This window comes from Acinetobacter lwoffii (genome assembly GCF_024129855.1).
GTDB classification, from domain to species: domain Bacteria; phylum Pseudomonadota; class Gammaproteobacteria; order Pseudomonadales; family Moraxellaceae; genus Acinetobacter; species Acinetobacter lwoffii_L.
The window spans coordinates 37,719-57,089 of the sequence record NZ_JAMXXC010000017.1; the positions used below are offsets into that span (position 1 = coordinate 37,719).

7 protein-coding genes and 1 tRNA gene are annotated in these 19,371 nt (G+C 44.0%); 5 read left to right on the forward strand and 3 right to left on the reverse strand.

Going from position 1 to position 19,371, the window contains the following annotated elements; genetic code table 11:
• The first annotated feature begins 5 nt into the window (after window positions 1-5).
• The 5 genes from NI465_RS12220 to NI465_RS12240 all read left to right on the forward strand — a co-directional run bounded on the left by NI465_RS12220 (window position 6) and on the right by NI465_RS12240 (window position 17,270).
• Window positions 6-2,207, forward strand: coding sequence for a transglycosylase SLT domain-containing protein (locus tag NI465_RS12220; protein ID WP_253145496.1), 2,202 nt, complete (start codon window positions 6-8; stop codon window positions 2,205-2,207).
• Window positions 2,208-2,314: 107 nt separating this feature from the next.
• Window positions 2,315-16,132 (forward strand): PLxRFG domain-containing protein, encoded by a 13,818-nt coding sequence (locus NI465_RS12225; RefSeq protein ID WP_253145498.1) that lies wholly within the window; start codon window positions 2,315-2,317, stop codon window positions 16,130-16,132.
• A 279-nt stretch (window positions 16,133-16,411) separates the two neighbouring features.
• Window positions 16,412-16,485, forward strand: a tRNA-Arg gene (locus NI465_RS12230).
• Window positions 16,486-16,612: 127 nt separating this feature from the next.
• The gene (locus NI465_RS12235; protein WP_253145499.1) at window positions 16,613-16,906 is read left to right on the forward strand and encodes a hypothetical protein; all 294 of its coding nucleotides are present in this window, start codon (window positions 16,613-16,615) and stop codon (window positions 16,904-16,906) included.
• An 85-nt stretch (window positions 16,907-16,991) separates the two neighbouring features.
• On the forward strand, window positions 16,992-17,270 hold the full coding sequence (locus NI465_RS12240; protein WP_253145501.1) for a hypothetical protein: 279 nt from the start codon (window positions 16,992-16,994) through the stop codon (window positions 17,268-17,270).
• A gap of 42 nt (window positions 17,271-17,312) precedes the next feature.
• Here the strand turns inward: NI465_RS12240 and NI465_RS12245 are convergent, their stop codons facing one another.
• The 3 genes from NI465_RS12245 to NI465_RS12255 form a co-directional block, all read right to left on the reverse strand.
• Window positions 17,313-17,684 carry a hypothetical protein gene (locus tag NI465_RS12245; RefSeq protein WP_253145503.1) on the reverse strand — a complete coding sequence of 124 codons (372 nt, stop codon included), beginning with the start codon at window positions 17,682-17,684 and terminating at the stop codon, window positions 17,313-17,315.
• The gene (locus NI465_RS12250; RefSeq protein ID WP_253145505.1) at window positions 17,677-18,339 is read right to left on the reverse strand and encodes a nucleotide-binding protein; all 663 of its coding nucleotides are present in this window, start codon (window positions 18,337-18,339) and stop codon (window positions 17,677-17,679) included. Before NI465_RS12250 ends, NI465_RS12245 begins: the two co-directional genes overlap by 8 nt.
• A gap of 188 nt (window positions 18,340-18,527) precedes the next feature.
• On the reverse strand, window positions 18,528-19,109 hold the full coding sequence (locus NI465_RS12255) for a tyrosine-type recombinase/integrase (RefSeq protein WP_253145507.1): 582 nt from the start codon (window positions 19,107-19,109) through the stop codon (window positions 18,528-18,530).
• Between the last annotated feature and the right edge of the window lie 262 nt (window positions 19,110-19,371).

A 19,371-nucleotide genomic window follows, 5' to 3' on the forward strand; every position in this document is an offset into this window, starting at 1 on the left:
AAATTATGTCTATTGATTGGGGTAATGTAGCAGCAGCAGCCGGTGTGGGTGCTGTCACCGGTTTAAATCAATTTAAAGCGGAAACCAAAGAGAAAGAGGAACGCGACTACACACGTGGTCGCCAAGCAGTACAGGACAAGCAACAGGCTGAATTACACGGCCAGACAGTAAAGCAAAATGATTTCACCTTGCAGTCAAGCGCAAGAGAGCAAGCAGAAGCCAACCGCAAGCAGCTTTTGAGTGAACGCTTGGGTATGTACCAGAATTTCAAAACAACCGGTGATATTGACCGGGCAGCATCCACATACGTTGAATTTGCCAACAAGGACAACGTAGGCAATCCAAATTTTGATCCAAACCAAGCCTTGTCTTATGTAAAAAATGCAGATGGTACGGTCAACATTAACATTGTGGACCGAAACACCGGTGCATTGGTACGAGCAGCCAGAGAGAACGTCAATATTGATGACTTTGTTTCAGCGACCTACCAGCAGCTTGAGCCAGTTAAAAACTATGAAACTGGCGTAGACAATGCTGCAAAATCCGCTTTAAAGCAGCAGGAATATAGCTGGGAAGAACGCAAAATGGGATTGCAGTATGGTTTTGATCTAAACAAAGAAAACAATAAGCACAATAACACCCTGAGCCTGGAAGGTTATAAGCACAATAACACCCTAAATCTTGAAAATATCCGCCAGGGCGGTGCGAACTATCGTGCAGAACTGGGACAAGAAGGTCAGAATTACCGGGCCACTTTACCGGGTAAAGGTGGAGCTGGCACAGGATCAGGCAAGGCCAGCGCCGCCGTAGCATCCGGGGTGCAGGGTGCGATTAGTTTTGCCCAGCAGAATGCACCAATGCTGAGTTTTTTAAGCAATCAACCGGATCTGTATAACAAAACCGTTGCCATGATGGGAATTGAATCAGCCGGCAGAAACGTGCCGAGCTATGACGGATCTAGTCATGGTCCCATGCAGATTAACGCTCGATATGCCCAAGGGTTCGCTAAACAGTTCGGGATTAATGGAAACCCGGTTACAGATATTCAAGCCAATATTCAAACCGGTGCAGCCCTAATCAATCACCTGGATAAAAAATACGGTGGAGATACAACCTTGATTGCCGCTGCATATAACGCTGGGGAACCAGCCATTGATGCAGCAGTAGCACGCTGGCAAAAAGCTGGGCAGCAAGGCACATGGTTCGACCATTTAAACCTGAACGATTCAGCGCGTCAGCAAGTGTACGGCCATATCGTAAAATACAACCAAGCTTTAGGTTATCTGGGTGCTGGTGGACAGCCGACTAATATCACCGTGGATCAGGTCAACCAAAACAATGCACAACAGACAGTCAATGCTAAGAATAACTATAGACAAGGTGTAAGCGCACAGGCTACCGCAGCAATCAATAATACTGCCACGGCAATGGGTACAGAGCTAGGATTGGATAAGGGAGCAAATGCGGCCATTATTGGCGGCCTGGCAGGGACACAAACAGAGATTTCCAAGTTTGCCAACAGCAACACCAGTAAGGAGCGTGCAGCAGCTTATGGAAATATTTATAAGCTTGTGGATAACGCCGTTATGTCTACAGAAGCCGGGCAGATGATGACACCAGGCCAGCGCAAGGAATATTCACACCAGAAAGCCGCTGAACTGGTCGGTGCGACCAACAAGACCGAAGCTGGTAACTGGATCACACATGGCAGACAGGGTAAAAAAGCCGAAAAGCCAGCAGAACAAAGCAACCTAAATACGAAAGAAATTGATAACGTATTTCACGGTATTAACGTAGGTGAAAGTACGCCAGCAGCCAAACCAGCAGCTAAACCGGCAGCAAAGTCTGGTCAGGCTATGATTCCATTACGCAATCCAATGCAAAGTGACGCAGTAACGAAAGCAGCTTCACGCTTTACGCCACCAGCAACCACGGCCAAGGCAGCACCTAAACCAGCGGCCAAGCCTAAGAGTAAAGCAGAGCAGAATGCAGAAGCCAGGGCAGCACGTAAACGAGCGCAAGCGGATGCAGTCAATGAGCGTATCAGGGCAGAACAGGCCGCCAAGCAAAAAGACAAGCCCAAAAAACCAGAGGAATCTAAAAAATTAACGCCGTTATTTAAGCAAAGTACCGAGCCGTTTTATGGTGGATCGGCGGTAGAAGCGGCCAGAGCATTAAAGTTAAAGCAGCTACAAAACAAAAGCTAAAATTTAGCTTTTGAAATATACTCAAGAAATAACAAGTAAGTTTTATTTTTTTGCCGTTTTTGGCAACCGCAACAGACAGTAATTCCTATTAACTAAGAGGTTTTACTGTGAATATTAACCAGCACTTTAGCAATTTAGCAGCAAAGGCAGCAGAAGAAGGCGCAGATGCAAGTCAATTAATCAGTCAGCGTGAACGTCTATTCAAAGACAAAGTGATTCCTGAACTAACCAAACGTGGTGCAAATGACACCGCGATTGTTCAGGCACGTGAAAAATGGTACTCACAGACTGATAAGGTCATGCAGAGTGCTGGACTATTGCCGAAAGCTGGACAAAATAGCCGCAGCTTTGCCAAGGACAAACGTGCAGATAAAGCCGTTCAAGAAGCCGCAAAGACTGGCAGTAAGTTACCGATCATCAAAGAAACCATTAAGTCTACTGGCGAAACTATCGGGAACCTATTTGGACAGGGCGTAGGCAGCACAATTGAAAGTGCCGCTGGCTTTGTGCGTGATATTGGTGAGAACGAACAGGATTCTATTTCCGCTAAAGTTGCTGATTACGGTAAAAACCTTAGAAAAGAATATGATAATAGTGCGTCCAGTTTTCAAAAGGATCTGCAAGCTGGGGGAAGCGGTAAAGCAGCCCAATTAGCCACCGGTGCAATTCAATCCGTTCCAGCTATGGCAATGCCATTTGGTGCGGCTAAAGTCGTTGCTAAAGGTGCTGGCGCATTCAATGCCACCAAAGCAGCAGCCCCTTATCTAGGTATGGGTGCTGGTGTGGTCGCAGGGCATACACAGAACTATGGTGAAGTACGCCGCAACGCCACAGAAAATCTTGCACGCGATTTCCCAAGCTGGGAGAAGCTGCAAGGTAATCCGCTATTTGAGCAAAATTTCCAAGAAAAATTAAACAGCGGTTTAGGTATTAATCAGGCACGTCAACAAGCCCATGCCGAAACCTTAGACACACTTTCGGAACAGGCCGCGAATAAATACGGTTCGGCCATGACCGCAATCGACTTTATTGCGCCGTCCGGTGCAGTCCTTGGATCTGGTATCCTGAAAAATGCACCTACCAGCCAAATAGGTAAAAAGCTGGTCGGCGGCGGTGTAGATTCAGCTTTGGTTAAGCGTGAAATGCAACAGGTCCCACGCACCGGCATGGCTAAATTGGTTCCAGATGTAAGTCTTGCAGCCAACAAAGCAGCGGCAAAAATGGTGGGTAGACAGGCCCTAGAGGAAGGTTTACAGGGCGGTATTGGTGAGTATGGCGCTCAAGCTGCATCGGCCAATATTGGAGGTACACCGGTAGATTATGGCAAGGTCGGCCAGACTGTTCTTGAGGAAGGCTTAATCGGCGGTATCATGGGCGGCGGTATGCAGTCTGCTACTGGCGGATCACCGACTAGCCAAGCCAAGGACGTAGCGAAGCAGTTACGCAACCAGACCAACACGTTACGCCAGGAAGAAGCCGCAGCACGTAAAGAGCTGGCAGATGCCATGCAGCTTAACGATCCACAGCAGATCCAAAGCGCACAAGATAACCTGAATAATATTGGTGCAGAAGCCAGCAAGGTGAAGGCTGCTTATGATCAGTACGGTATTGATACGCCGTATTTTGTCCAGCGTTTTGCCGCACAATACCAACCACAGCAGCAACAAGCCGCACAACAGGGACCAGCAGCCCAACCGCAACCGCAGCCACAACCGGCAGCACAACCACAGGCAGCATCACAGCCACAACCGGCAGCACCGGCCCAAGTCAATCAGGGCATGGCAAACACCACCAATCTGGTGATGGATAGCGTAAGTAATGGGTTTATCACGCCAGAAGAAGCACAGGCGATTCAGACAGACCCTATTCGAGCCGATGTATTCACCCTTACAATGACTGGTGATGTAGCCGCAGCGCATAACGTGGTAATGAACGCCGTTTCACTGGGTAATATCGACACAGACCAGGCGCAAGAGCTGATTCAATCCATTACGCGCTATTCTCAAGCCAAAGCACCGAAAAAGCCTTCTGTTTCCAGCATTGTGAACAATCATGTTAAACAGCAGATTCACCCACAAGATAGAGGACTATTTAGCAATCCAGTTGAATTGGACCCTGAAACATTTGAACCTATCGACCCTAACCAGCCGTCACCATTCCAGGATGATTTTAACGAGCCTAAAGCATTCTCCAATCCAAGCAAGGCCAATGACTATGTTCGTATCAATGGCTTGACTGATTCACATGACATTGAAATTGCAGAGGATGGAACGCTTGTTGTTGTCAAAAAACAAGGAATCATCCCGGATGACCCAAACCTAAACAGCTTTGGTTATAGCCCGGAAAATATTGTGCAGCCAACCCCGGCAGATCCCAATCTATCAAACTTCTCAGAAGGTCCAGTGAGTGTTGATAGCTTAAATGCTGATAATGTGCCTGATTTATTAGATCCAGAGGAAGCACAACAACCAGCACAGCCGATCCCAACAGCGCAGCCAGACCACAATAAACCTAAAACTTTCACAAATTACGTGAGAGCAAATGATTTCGTAAAAACAAATGGCTTAAAAGATAGCCATGAGATTATTAAAAAGGGTGAAGGTCAAATTATTGTCCAGCCTAAATCAATAACACAGGCTGATGACCCTGAAAGCGATCAGGCTTTCGATGACATGCTTAACGCCGTTCCACCTATCGGAACGCCTATTACCAATCCACCAACAGCACCTAAACAAGAATCTCAAGACCGAGAGTTAAGTAACGCAGAGCAAATTACAGGAATTTTCAGCACGCTTGGGAATGCTTTTGCTAGTGCCGCAATTGGAGAAGTAGCAGGAAAACTTGCACAGGGTAAGCGTGTTCAGTATTTCAAGACAGCTTCAATCGAAGCAGCTAAAAAGAATCCAAATTATCACCTTGCAGATAACGAAGACGGAAGTGTTGATGTTATTGGTGTGCGTGATGATAATGGCGTGTGGCATGGCCAAGCACCAGAAAATACAGAAACAAAAACCGAACAACCAGCGCCGTCTGGTAATTTGAGTTTTGCGGATAAGTTCCGTGATGCTCATTTAAACAACCCTTCAACAAAACCACGATTGATCAATGATGAAATTGATAGTGGCCGTTCGCGTGCAGACGTTTTAAAAGAAGCCACTGAAATTGTGAAGGCGATCAGCACGACCACTACACCGGAGCTTAAAGCTGATACACCGGAGCTTAAAGCTGATACACCGGAGCTTAAAGCTGATACACCGGAGCAGCCAGCCATAAAAGAAGGAAAAACACAGAAAATTATTGATGGTTTTTCTTTTGAAAACAAAAAAACAAACTTTGAAGCGAAGCATAAGCGTAGCGGCATTACTGAAACTAATTTTGAATATGATGTTAAGGACCCAGATGGAAATTTAGTCGGTACGGCTGTTATCAGCGACAAAGGGAGTGTGTATAAATATCCTGATGCGAACGATACGGATTTAATGGATATTACAGATAAATTTGCCAATCCTGAAAACAGCATTAAAAAAGGCGGCATGACTATTGAGCCGGTGAGAACATACTTAACCCAAAGCGGTAAAGTGGGTGCAGAAATTAAAAAGCTCACTCATTCTGATGGGCGTGTTTCTTATAGCTATTCTGGCGAATGGGGAGCCGGATCGGTTGATGCTAAAACCATGCAGGAAGAAGAAAACGCATGGAAAGAAAAAAAGAAAGGCTACACTATCCAGGAACCTGAAACACCAGCGCCGGCGCAACCTGAACAAAAAACAGGCGAAAATGGCATTCAGGAAAATGATGCACCGGAAGGTATGAAATCTGGCGATATTGGCCGGGGATCTGATGGAAAACCATTTTTAAGCAAAAATGCTGCATTACGTGGATTGAAAATTAATAATGTGAAGGATACGCACGAAATTGTAGAGCTTGCGCCGTCACAGTTTGTATTACGTAAAAAAGACCAGACCGAAGCCTTGAAAGCAGAGCAGAAACGCGCAGAGGAAGCTGATAAGCTGCTACAGAAACAAGCCGATCCAGAGAAGGTTGAACCGGCACAGGAGAAGCCTAAGAAACAAAGAACATTACTGGGTAAGAACCGATATGGTAATGATGTTTATGAAGATGAAAGAGGGGTTCGTTCTTACTACGACCCATTAGGCGTATTCATTACTGAAAGCGTATCGATCACACCGAATGGAATCGAGTTCGGAGGAAGTCGCGGCAATGAGTATGAAGTTGCTGAACAGCAAGATAAATCAAACAATGAGCAAGTATCTAAGGCTTATGATGATTTAAAAGTAATTCAAAAAGAGAAAATTGATTGGAATAATACTGAATCTGTAATTCAGCATTACGAAAAAGAGCGTGATGCTTTGCTTAAAATGGCAGACATGATTGATGATAAGCCGTCAGAGCAGTATTACAAAGATGAAGCGAAAAAAGCCGAGGATTCTATCAATGAGTATCAGAAACTAAAAAGCCGTGAAAATACTGACAATTCTGAAACAGTCCTTCAGTCAGCATTAAAGGCATATCACGATGCACGTGAAGCACCAATGCCAAAGGGTGATGATCGCGTAAAATATTACAATACAATTATCCAGGCAATTGATAGTCTTATTAAAGCAGATCCAAACAATTCCTTTATTTGGAACGACCAAAAAAAGAAATATGAGGACAGTTTAGGAAAATACAGTAAGCCAGCAGAAACCACAGCAGACAAACAGGAATCAGACGATGTTCAACAACTGGATCAGACAAGCGGAAAAACACTGGAAGCAGTATCTACCGAAGATGTACAGGGAGTACGTGAAGCAGGGGATTCTGCAACAAAAACTGCAACAGGCAGCCGAACAAACGTATCAGGAAGTCGATCAACTAGAACTCCAGGGGATGACACCGGACGAAGCGTGGCAGATGGTGAGAGAGAAGTATCTATTTCTGCCGGAAGAAACAGCGACAACAACGGACTAGACCCACAGCAAGCCGTTGTTGCGGATAACGCACCGGTTGATGCTTTCGTCATTGACGAGAAGGATATTGGTAAAGGCGGCAAAAAGACCAAATTTAAAGCCAATATCGAAGCTATTAAGATTATTAAGCAGCTTGAAACCGAGAAGCGACCTGCAACCAAGGCAGAGCAAAAAGCACTATCTAAATTTGTCGGCTGGGGAGGATTGGCCGAAGCGTTTAAGCGTGAAGATGGAAGCATTGCGACTGGCTGGACAAAGGAAGTTGCAGAGCTTGAATCACTCTTAACAAAAGATGAAATGAAGGCCGCCGTGGATTCAAGTATTGCGGCCCATTACACCAGTCCTGAAATTGTAAAAGCACTATGGCAAGCCGTGGCTAATTTCGGCTTTAAAAATGGCCGTGTATTAGAGCCGTCCGTGGGCGTGGGTAACTTTTTCGGCCTAATGCCGAAGAATATGCGTAAAGCCAGTAACCTTTATGCAGTAGAGCTGGACAATATCACCGGCGCAGTTGCAAAACACCTTTACCCAGAAGCCAATGTTAAGGCCCCAATGGGATTCCAGGATTATCAAATTATTGATAATTACTTCGATATTGCTATTGGTAATCCGCCGTTTTCAAGCATTACAATCAATGACCAGGTAAAGCCAAAAATCAGCGGATTTAGTTTGCACAACTACTTCTTTGCCAAGTCAGTAGATAGCTTGAAGCCGAATGGTATCCTGGCTATGGTTGTGACAAACCGGTTCCTGGACAAGATGGGTGATAAAGAGCGTAGCTATATCGCAGAACGCGCAGAACTGGTCGGCGCGATCCGTTTACCGAATGATGCTTTCCTATCAAATGCTGGTACACAAGTCACCACAGATATTATTTTCCTTCGCAAAAAAGAAGAAGGCGAAACCAAAACCGGCGAAACCTGGCTTGATGTGAAGGACTACAAAGACAAAGACGGCAACAGCGTACCGCTAAATGAATACTTTGTTCGACACCCGGAGAACATGCTAGGTGACTTTGGTGCATACGGCAGTATGTATCGTGATGGTGAGCCAGCACTAATTAAACGTGAAGGGCAAAACACCGAACAGCTTTTAAGTGAAGCGATTGAACGTCTACCAAAGGACGTATTTAATGCCGATCTAAGCCAAAACTTTGAAGAAACCACACAGGCGGTTATCCGCGATATTTCCCAGGTCAAAGTCGGCTCAAAATTTGTCAATTCAGATGGTCAGATTCATGAGCGTTTACCGGACATTATGGGAGAGCAGAAATCACAAGCCGTTGAGTTTACCAATGACAAAGCCAGGGACCGTGTTGCAGGGATGATTCATACTGCTGAAAAGCTGGCAGCGTTAAGAACCCTTCAATTAGATCCGGATGCAACAGACAAGCAGATTGCCGAATCACGTAAAGAGCTAAATAAGGAATATGATGCTTTTGTTTCAGCACATGGCTTTATCAATAGCGACACCAATAAGCGATTAATGCGTGACGATCCGAACTGGGCGCAGCTTTCAGCACTAGAGGATAAATATGATCGTGGTGTAAGTGCCGCCGTTGCTAAGAGTACCGGCCAAAAATTCAGAAAACCGAGCGCAGAAAAGGCTGCAATCTTCACTAAGAGAACTCAGGTCCCTATTGCACTGGTCCAAAGTGTAAGCAATGCTCAAGATGCTTTAACAGAATCCCTAAACAGACATGGACACGTAAACACCCAAACCATGCAGCAGCTTTATGCTGGGAAATCTGAAAGTGAAATTATTTCGGAATTGGGTGAATTGATCTTTAATGATCCAATTAACGGCTATGTGGTTCGGGATGAATACCTATCTGGCAACGTAAAGCAAAAACTTGCAGTAGCTAAAGAACATGCAGAGCGAGATCCGAAGTACGAGCGTAACGTCCGAGCTTTAGAAAAAGTTATACCGGCAGACATTGAAGCCTTAGACATTGATGTAAAAATCGGTTCGCACTGGATCCCTGCGAACTATATGAGCGACTTTGTTAGTCACATTACCGGTTCACCAGAAGGAAAGGCCGAATATTTTAAGTTGCTTAACAAGTGGGAAGTCACGCCGTCCGGTGTAACTGCCCTTGCCAGCGCGACCTATGCTACCAGCAGAGTAGACACCAAGAGTATTCTTAATCATGCCATGAATGGCAAAAAACCAACCGTCTATGACAATTTCTCAGATGGAACGAGTGTAATCAACCAAGAAGCCACACAGGAAGCCGCGCAACGTGTGGAAATGATTAAGTCGGCATGGAAGGACTGGTTATGGGAGAACGATGCAAGACGAGAGCATTTAGAGCGTTTATACAACGATGTGTTTAATACTACAGTCAATCGTGAATATGACGGTTCGCACCTGGCTTTTTATGGTATGAACAGCGCGATTGAACTAAGACCACACCAGAAGAATGCCGTTTGGCGCTCAGTCCAATCGAAAGCCACACTCTATGACCATACCGTGGGCGCTGGTAAGACCTTTACCGTGATTGCCGCAGCTATGGAAATGCGCCGCATGGGTATCGCAAACAAGCCGTTAATCGTTGTTCCTAACCACCTGGTAGGACAATGGGCCAATGACTTTGTTTTGCTTTATCCAAATGCCAATATTCTGGCTGCAACTAAAAAGGATTTTGAGAAGGCCAACCGTAAACGCTTTATTGCAAAAATGGCGAATGGTGACTATGACGCAATTATCATTGCTCATTCATCTTTTGGGAAAATCTCAATTTCACCAGATCAAGAACAGCAGTTCATTGATAATGAAATTGCTGAAATTATGGCTTTTGAAGGCGAACTGAGAGAGAAAAATGAATCACGTTCACGTAACGCCAAAGCCGTGGCAAAGCGCCGTTTAGCCTTAGAGGAAAAGAAAAAGAATCTTCTAAACCGTGAAAACAAGGATACCGATAATATTTATTGGCATGAACTTGGTATTGATTCTGTCATGCTGGATGAAGCCCATGAATTTAAGAACCTTGAATTTACGACTTCTATGCAGAACGTGGCCGGACTGGGTACAGGCAAAGGCTCACAAAAAGCGAAGGATCTGTTTGCTAAAATTCAGATCATGCAGGGCAATAACCCTAAATCAAAATTGATCTTTGCTACTGGTACGCCTATCTCTAACACTATGGCTGAAATGTTCACCATGCAGCGGTATTTGGACTGGGATAATTTGAAATCACAGGGCATTAACCACTTTGACGCATGGGCAACCGTCTTTGGTGAAGTGGTCAGTGATTGGGAGTTATCGCCGTCTGGTAAATACAAGCTAACCAACCGTTTTGCAAAGTTTGTCAACATGCCGGAGCTGATGCAGGGTTATTTAGGCTTTGCCGATGTAATGAACCGGGATGATATTAACGCGCAGCTGGCACGTGAAGGTAAAACACTAGGCACACCAAAGATTAAAGGCAATAAACCGCAAAACGTGGTTGTTGAGCGTAGCGATACCCAGGCCGACTATATCGGTATGCCAACCGTTGATGAAAATGGCTTTGAATCATACCCGGAAGGCTCACTGGTATGGCGTACTGAAAACTTGCCGCGCAAGCCAGAAAAAGGCGCGGATAACATGCTCAAAATCATGGGTGATGCACGAAAAGCCGCGCTCGATATGCGCTTGATTGATCCAACAGCAGAGGATTTTGAAGGATCTAAGGTCAATGTGGCTGCAAATAGCATTTATGACACCTATAAGCAATGGAATGCCAAGAAAGGCACACAGCTTGTATTTTGTGACCTATCCACTCCAAAGGGGGCAGTAGCGGCAGAAAAATCCAGAATTGAGCAGCTGATTAAGCTTGCTGATGAAGGGGATGAAGCAGCACAAATCGAACTCGACAAACTATCACCAGATGAACTATCGGCATTAGATTCTGAATTTAGTGTGTACGATGACCTTAAAGCAAAATTGATTGCTAAAGGCATTAAAGAAAGTGAGATTGTATTTATTCACGATGCTAAAACAGAACTACAGAAGCAAGAATTGTTTGAGAAGGTTAAGCGTGGTGATATTCGAGTATTGATGGGATCTACTGCGAAAATGGGCGCAGGCATGAACGTGCAAAACAAACTTGTAGCACTTCATCATCTTGATGCACCTTGGCGACCAAGCGACCTTGAGCAGCGAGAAGGCCGTATTATTCGCCAGGGCAATGAGTTCTATAAGGCAAATCCAGAAGGGTTCGAGATTGAGATTAACCGCTATGCGACTAAACAGACGCTTGATAGCCGTATGTGGCAGACCATTGAATCTAAGGCCAAGTTTATTGAGCAAGTAAGAAAAGGTGCTGGAACCACGCGAGTTGTGGAGGATGTTGCTGGTGAAGCAGCGAACGCCGCAGAAATGAAAGCAGCATCGAGTGGCGACCCTAGAATTTTGGAGGAAATGGACCTTCGCAAGCAGATCAAAGAGCTGAATGATGACAAGACCACTTTTGACAGAGGTATTCACCGGACCAAAAACATCATTAGATCTACTGAAAATGATGTGCAGTTATACAAGCGTAAAATTGCAGCCCTGGAACAAGACGTTGTAATCAAGCAGCCTGAAAAGTTTGAATTTAGTTCTGGCAGAACCAAAATCAAGCAAGAGGATAAAGGCGCACGTGAGGACGTGGCAGCTATCCTAGAGAACGGTATTAAGAGTGCCTTAGCAAAAGGTAAAGACGAATACTTAGGCGTGCTGAATGGGTTTAAAGTTTCGGCTTCACCGTCACGCATGATTGGCACAGTCGACATTATGGTTCAGGGTAATGCAGAACCGTTTAGATTGGGTAGCTATGAAGTCGGCAGCAGTTCACCAGTTGGCTTGATTCAAAAACTGTTAAACGAAATCAAATCTATCCCGGAAGAACTTAAAGGCTACAAAGAAGCGTTAAATTCTGCACAAAAGGAGGTCCCAGCACTAAGGGCCAAAATTGAAGGTGCTAAATGGGATAAATCCGATCAGTTGAAAGACCTTGAAACCAAGCACAATCTTTTAATTGAAGAACTCAAGCCGAAGAAGAAGGAGCCGGAGCAGCAACAGAAGCAGAATAGCCGCCGTTCTGGTGCTGGCAAAGGTTCAACCCCGGACCAGATCCGCACAGAGCTTGTAAGTCGTTTTGGTGAGGACACAATTCAGCAGCTTGAGCAAAAAGGCATTTTAAGCATTGTGCCTACTTATGCCGAGCAAGGTGTGGAAGGTTTTGCGGAAAATGGTCGTGTAACACTGGTTGCTGATGCAATCACACCTGAAAACATCGTGCCAGTGTTCTTACATGAGCTTGGCGGCCACGTTGGGATGCAGGGCGTGATGAAGCCGGAAACTTACGCCGTTTTAATGAATGAATTTAACCGACTTGTTAAGTCTGGTAATGCTGATGCACTTGAAGCCAAGCGATTAGCAGAGCGTGAATCTGATGCACAGGTACAAGCTGATGAATATTTACCGTACTTAATCACCGTAGCAGCAAGAAACCAGCAAAAACAAGGACCAGTACAAAGGCTTATAAATCGCGTTTTGGGCGCAGTTAAAGCATGGGCGGTAGATAGACTAGGATTAAACCTAAAACTCAGCCCTAGCGATATGGTGGCCCTTGCTGAACGAATGGTTAAGACTGTTTCTAAGGGAACACCACCAACACCACCAAAAGGCGGTAAAAAAGCGCCGTCAGTGAATAAGCATGTTGATAGATCCAACCAGACGGAAAGCCCAGCCTTTAAATCTTGGTTCAATGAAAGTAAGGTTGTTGATTCAAATGGCAACCCTTTAATTATGTACCACGGTACACCAAAATCATTTAATCAATTTAATACGAATGAATCTGGCGCATTACTTGGCAAGGGAAGCTACTTCACAGCAGCTTTATCCGAAGCAAGCGCATACGCTGATAGTAAGTCGCCTATGCAAACCTATCTATCAATCCAAAATCCATACTATGTTAATTCTGTTATGGATCAGGTCCCAAGTCGAAAGGAGCTTAAAGACTTGGGCCATGATGGTGTAATCCTTTTAAATGAAGATAAAACCGTTAAATGGGCAGTAGCGCATGAGCCGACACAAATTAAGTCAGCAACAGCGAATAGCGGCACATTTGATTCATCCCATCCAGATATTCGCTACAGTCGCAGCAGTACCGCCAATCCGCAAAACATGAGCCGATCTAAACAGCGTGAGCTTTTAGACAAAGCAGCGTCAACCGCATTTGGTCAATTGTCCTTGCGCGGTGCAGAAGCTTCAAAAACCCTAAGCAATAGAACGCTTAATCTATTCCAAACCATGCTGCATAAGTCGTTGAGGGATGAAACCGGCCAGTTTAAAAAGACTTTTGATCTGGTCCAGGGGAAAATCAATCATGTTACTTTTGCAAGTTCAAAATCAATGGACGTTGCGCCGTCTATCTTGACCCAGTTAGAGGAAGGTAGCGACTACTGGAAAGAGGTGAAGCGAGTTGGTCGCACGATTGGACACACCTTTTCTGGCGGAAAAATTGATAAGGCCAAGGTAGATAAGGACCTGGATAAAGTCGGAAAACTGATGTTTGAAAATACATTGCTCGACAATTCAGAACGCCACACGGTTAAGGAATTAAAGCAATTAGGTTTTGATGATGATCAAATTGGCCTATATAACGAGATCCGTGATGCAATTGATACGTCATTAGACACCTTTGCAAATACAACCTTCTCAAATATCTATAAACACCTGGGCGGAACCAATGAGGAAGTGTTAGAGCTGGCAGGGCAAGACCTGGACATTACCGACCACTATAACGAGATCCTGAAACGGATTGATACCTTAACCAAGGGCAAGCCAGAAAAGGCGGATGCTCGACAGGCCGCAATTGAAGCCGTAGACCGGGTATTTAAGAAGGCGAACGACCTAAAGGATCAGGGTTACGTTCCGCTTATGCGCTTTGGCAAGTATTTTGTGAGGATCTGGAACCCGACCACAGGCGAAGTATCTTATCGCCAGCACTTTGAAAGTGAATCTGAGCGCAATATCTACTTTAGAGATCAGGAGAAAAAAGGCAACCTGCCACCAGGTACGGTCCTAGAGAAAGGCCAGATTAACGAGCTGCAACACAAACTGTTCCAGGGTGTAAGTCCTGAAACGGTGGCGTTATTTGCTAAAGAATCCGGTTTACCAATTGGTGACGCTGAAACAGCCTATATCAAGTACGCCGTCCAGAATAACCATGCACTTAAACGCCTATTGAAGCGCCAGGGCATTGATGGTTTTGATACCGATGTAAAACGTGTTCTAGCATCGTTTGTTATGTCGAATGCGCGTTATTCAGCAAACCAGAGCTATAACCCGGCAATTGATGAATCTATTACTAATATCGAAGATCCGGCCTTTCAAGAGGACGCAATCCGGTTACGTGATTACTCATTGGATACCCAGGAAGAACTAGCCGCCGTTAAAAACTTCGCGTTTGTCTGGTATATGGGATTCTCAGCCATGTTTGGCGTGGTGAACTTAACACAGCCACTATTACAAACATTCCCTTATCTGATGCAGTACAGCAAGGACCACGGCACGATTCTAAAAGCCTTTGGTAAAGCTGTTACCACATGGCGTAAAGGTACGGATGCAATGGACCCTAAATATAAGGCCCATTATGAGCGTGCAAGGAAAGAAGGCCACTTGGACCCACAAAACACATGGATGATGCAAGGTTTAGAGCGTGGTAAGTCTGGCCTTGGTGCAAGCACCTGGCAATTGGTCAGCCATGCGTCTGGCTTGTTTGCTCAAGCATCTGAAACCGTCAACCGCCGTACTTCACTATTTGCAGCTTTGGACGTGGCCGAAAGTCTGGGCCAAACCAAATTAGAGCAATTAGGCTTTAAAGATGCCTATGATTTTGCAGTCAGAACTATTCAGGAAACACAGGGAATCTATAACAAGGGCAACCGTCCGCGTGTATCACGTGGCAATGTCGGCAGCGTCCTGATGATGTATAAGCAATTTATGATTGCCTACATTGAGCAAATGGTACGAATGCAGAAATCTGGCTTATACGGCGGTGATGATGACGAGTTTAAAAAGAAAATGGCCGGTCTGGTCGGTTTTGGTGTATCCAGATCCGTTTTAACCATGCTGGGAATCTTAATGGCCTTTTCTGGTACGTCTGGCTTGCCATTTGTACGCGATATTTTGGATGGTATCGAAACTGCCGGCGGATTGGTCGGAAAGCCTGTTAATACCGAGCGTGAGATTCAAATCGCTTTGCATGATGCACTTGGGCAGACGATGGGTAGCGCAGTAAATACGGCTCTAATGGATGGTATCGTGAACTTAAACCCATTGATTGACGTTAAGGGCCGTATGGGTATGGGTGACTTAATCCCAGCGACTGCATATTTCAGCCCAACGACCAGTGACTATATGAAATCTTCTGAAATTTCACAGATAGCTGGTCCAATTGGCGGCTTACTTGAGAAGGTGAAGGAATCCGTTGCACTGGCTCAAGTGGGTGCTTACTACCAGGCTGGGACGCAATTATTACCGAAAGCTGGAACAAGTTTGTTTCAAGGTTTTGATGCTGCCGCGACTGGCGATTACCGCAATATGAAAACTGGCGTTAAAACGAATGATGCCACGGTGCTAGACGGCATAGTTAAGATACTTGATGCACAACCAGCCGGTATTGCAAAAGAGGGCCGTATAAGAGGATTAGAGATGAAAGACAAATCTTCTCAGATCTACTTAAACAAACGCTGGAAAGAACGCTATGAAGCTGCTTTGGAATCTGGGGACCGAACTCAAGTCCGCGACATTAAGCAGCAGATCCGCGACTACAACAAGGAGAATCCACGTTATCCAATCAAGTTTAACCAGAAACTAGCTGAAACGAATTTCAACAAGTCTAACCAGACCTGGCAAGAAAAGCGTAAAACAGTGAAAGGACTAGAGTGGATGAGTGAATACAATCCATATTTAGACCAGTAATAAAAAAGCGCCCACTAATGGGCGCTTTTTTTAAAGCGAATCTACGTTTAAATATGGCAGTCTAAACGGTTTTCTTGACGAAGAACCCCAAATATATCTGAATAAATAAAAATATCAATCAAATTTTTATTTATATAAATATTTAACCAATTATTATTATCCCACCTTTTATAATTTTATATATTCAAATATAATCACCAGACCCTTACTTAGAACGAATCAGAGCGTTCTGGGTTTTAATCTGTTAAGTGGCCTAATTCATTTAGCAGATTTTTTTTTGCGCCAGTAGCTCAGTTGGATAGAGCAACAGCCTTCTAAGCTGTTTGCCACTGGTTCAAGTCCAGTCTGGCGCACAACCGATCACTTTTTTCCGCCGTCTATTCCTCAGATAGACGGTTTTTTTATGTCTATTTATTATACTTAGGCAAAAATAACTTATAATTATTTATCAATATTCTTATATTTTTTAAAGGTGTAACCATGTCTAAAGTTCTTGTCGCCGTCACCATTGCACAAGCCGTTGGTAGTATTTTGGATGCTATTCAGTATGGCCGTCAATTCTACCAGCAAACCGTTAGTTTTATGGATTCCATGCAGATTGAAGGTGGCTTATCCGGTGCAGATAAAAAGAAAGCTGTCATGGCTAAAATGAAAGAGATTATCCTGGGAGAAAACGAGGACTGGGAGCGTTGGCATTTAGGGTTATCTAGCTTTATTGACCGGATCAAGTCCACATACAATGACTTTAAGACGCTATTTCCTAAATTAGCCTGATTTTAGTCAAAAAAAGCCAGCTTAAATGCTGGTTTTTTTGGTTATGATGATTGGTAAATTTTTATCATAAAAACAGGATGAAATTATGGGGCTTATTATTTCGGTTATTCTGGCGGTTATATCGTACTTTGTAGCCAAAGGCTTTGCGAGTTCAAAACCAGAAGTGGCAGATTGGTCGGTAAATAAGAAACAGGCAATATCTATTGCTTGGTTCGCTATGTGTGTTCTTATCTTCACCTTAATCAAAGTGGCGATTCAACCAGGCGAGGATCTGGCACAGCAGATTTTTGGTAGCGTAGGTATATCAATTATTTTTGGCATGATCTTCTACCAAGGATTAAAACCGAAAAAACAGACCGCATAAAACTAAAAAGCCAGCATTAAGCTGGCTTTTTTGATTCATAAATTAAACGCTATGACCTTGCTTTTTAAGTTCGCGCTTGGTGTATTCATCCAAGGCTTCAATCAATAGCGCCGTTTTATTGGTTTTGCGACCTAAACCACGTGATTTCTTTGTACCAACGAGATAGTCCAGGCGCAGCACCAATTCCATAGGGATATTATAAGACCCCTTTTCAGTGACAACCATTAATTCATCCTCAGACATGCTGGTCCCAGCACGCCAGGGTTTTACAGCTTCAATCGGATTTGTTTGTTCAACTTGAATCGTTTGCAAAGGTGCAGCGTTAATAACTTCTTCCGGGCTTTTTTCAGCTTGGGCAGGTTTACGTGCTTCGGTAGCTTGCGCCCGGCGTGGGTTCGCTGGAATATCAGTCATTATTTTCACCATAAATAAAGTTAAACAAAGTTAAAAACTCATTTTGAGCAATTTCAATATATTTCGTTTCATTGCGCTTAATTGGCTTTAGGTCCAGTAGGCCGATACCTTCATCGAATGCTCTTGTGTACCAGACACGATCACCAATAACAGTTGGACAAGGTTGAACTAATGGATCGTTAATAATTTCGGTAATTGCCCGGTCAAGTTCTGGTGATGATGTGTGGTGCGGTGCTTTGGTAACAACACCGTACACTTTAGGTAGATTATCTGGACGCATTTGTTCGATTGTTTCTGCTACTTTTCGCAAACCTTCAATATTTGAAGTAGAACCCACCAACAAGGGAATCAAGATTACATCGGCAACGCTGATTGCTTGGCGGTATTCAGTGTTATCGAAGCCACCAGCGTCAATCACTACTTCATCATAATCAGATGCAATCTTGGTAATCTGGTCACGTACATCACCAGATAAAAAGTAAAACTTACCGTCTATCTCAGTACGGTTTTTACTCCACTCAGCCGAAGCCGCTTTATTTACTGAATCCAGATCCACGCCAACAACCCCCTTATCCTTTGCTAAAGCTGCAAGGATTGATGTAGCCAATGATGTTTTTCCGACACCGCCTTTCGTGTTCGCAATAAGAGTAATCATTTATATATTTCCATGTGTGTGTGAATATTGCCGTATGTGCATTGTACCTACCAGATATATAGTTATCAATATATCTAGCTTATTATATGGACGTATAACTATATAGATAAATAACACTATAACCATCTATCTATATGGCTATATATATGTATTATATATTACACCTGTATTATTTAATTCAATGTAAGTCATTGACTTAACTTAAATACTTTCTCTTTTAGTAAATTTGGATCGGACGCAAAATACTCTTGAGTTGTTGTAATACTCGAATGACCCATAAGTTGTTGAATAGAATAAATATCCACATTATGTCTAATTAATCGAGTAGCAAATGAGCGCCGTCCACTATGAGAAGTCCCATTTATACCGGCTTTCTTGTATAAATTACCGATCATTCTTTGCATGGTATTGGCTGTAAAAGGTTGTAATTTTTGCGATAAAAATAACGGTGCTTCCGGCCCTGAATCCTCCCTTGAAAGGATATATTCAAGCATGATATTTCTGGCCGCTGTGTCCAGTAGGAAAACTTCACGGTATTTATTACCCTTGGTGTATGCAGCTAAAAGCCGGATCGTATCCCTGAGTATGTGATTTCTAAAATCGTACACATCACCCATTTTAAGTGAAGCCATTTCCTTGGCACGCAAACCCATAAAATGAGAAGCCAGTAACACAGCTTGGTTTCTTACTGAGTTTTTACCCTTTAGGCTTTTAAGTGTGAGTTGCAAATCACTTTCAGAAATATATGCAGCTTTGCCTGATTTCTTCATAAATTACCCCATCGTATTTTTTATGAAACAGTAGTTAGACCCTGATTTTTTATTTTCATGCACGTACAGCGTCCAAAAGCTACGGAACCAGATGCACAACAGAATCCGGTGCTTTTAGGCTGGGTTTATGCTAGAAAAACAATAATGCCCTAAAATATGCATTTTAGGGCATTTTTATAGGCAAAATAAGTACCGCCGAAGCGGTAGCTATTTTTTATTTAATTTCTTGCCAGGTAGTATGTGTTGGCTAACGCTTTCTTAC

Coding starts and splice junctions, on each gene's coding strand:
- NI465_RS12220 (WP_253145496.1), top strand. CDS start 6: ATGTCTATTGATTGGGGTAATGTAGCAGCAGCAGCCGGTGTGGGTGCT.
- NI465_RS12235 (WP_253145499.1), top strand. CDS start 16,613: ATGTCTAAAGTTCTTGTCGCCGTCACCATTGCACAAGCCGTTGGTAGT.
- NI465_RS12240 (WP_253145501.1), top strand. CDS start 16,992: ATGGGGCTTATTATTTCGGTTATTCTGGCGGTTATATCGTACTTTGTA.
- NI465_RS12245 (WP_253145503.1), bottom strand. CDS start 17,684: ATGACTGATATTCCAGCGAACCCACGCCGGGCGCAAGCTACCGAAGCA.
- NI465_RS12250 (WP_253145505.1), bottom strand. CDS start 18,339: ATGATTACTCTTATTGCGAACACGAAAGGCGGTGTCGGAAAAACATCA.
- NI465_RS12255 (WP_253145507.1), bottom strand. CDS start 19,109: ATGAAGAAATCAGGCAAAGCTGCATATATTTCTGAAAGTGATTTGCAA.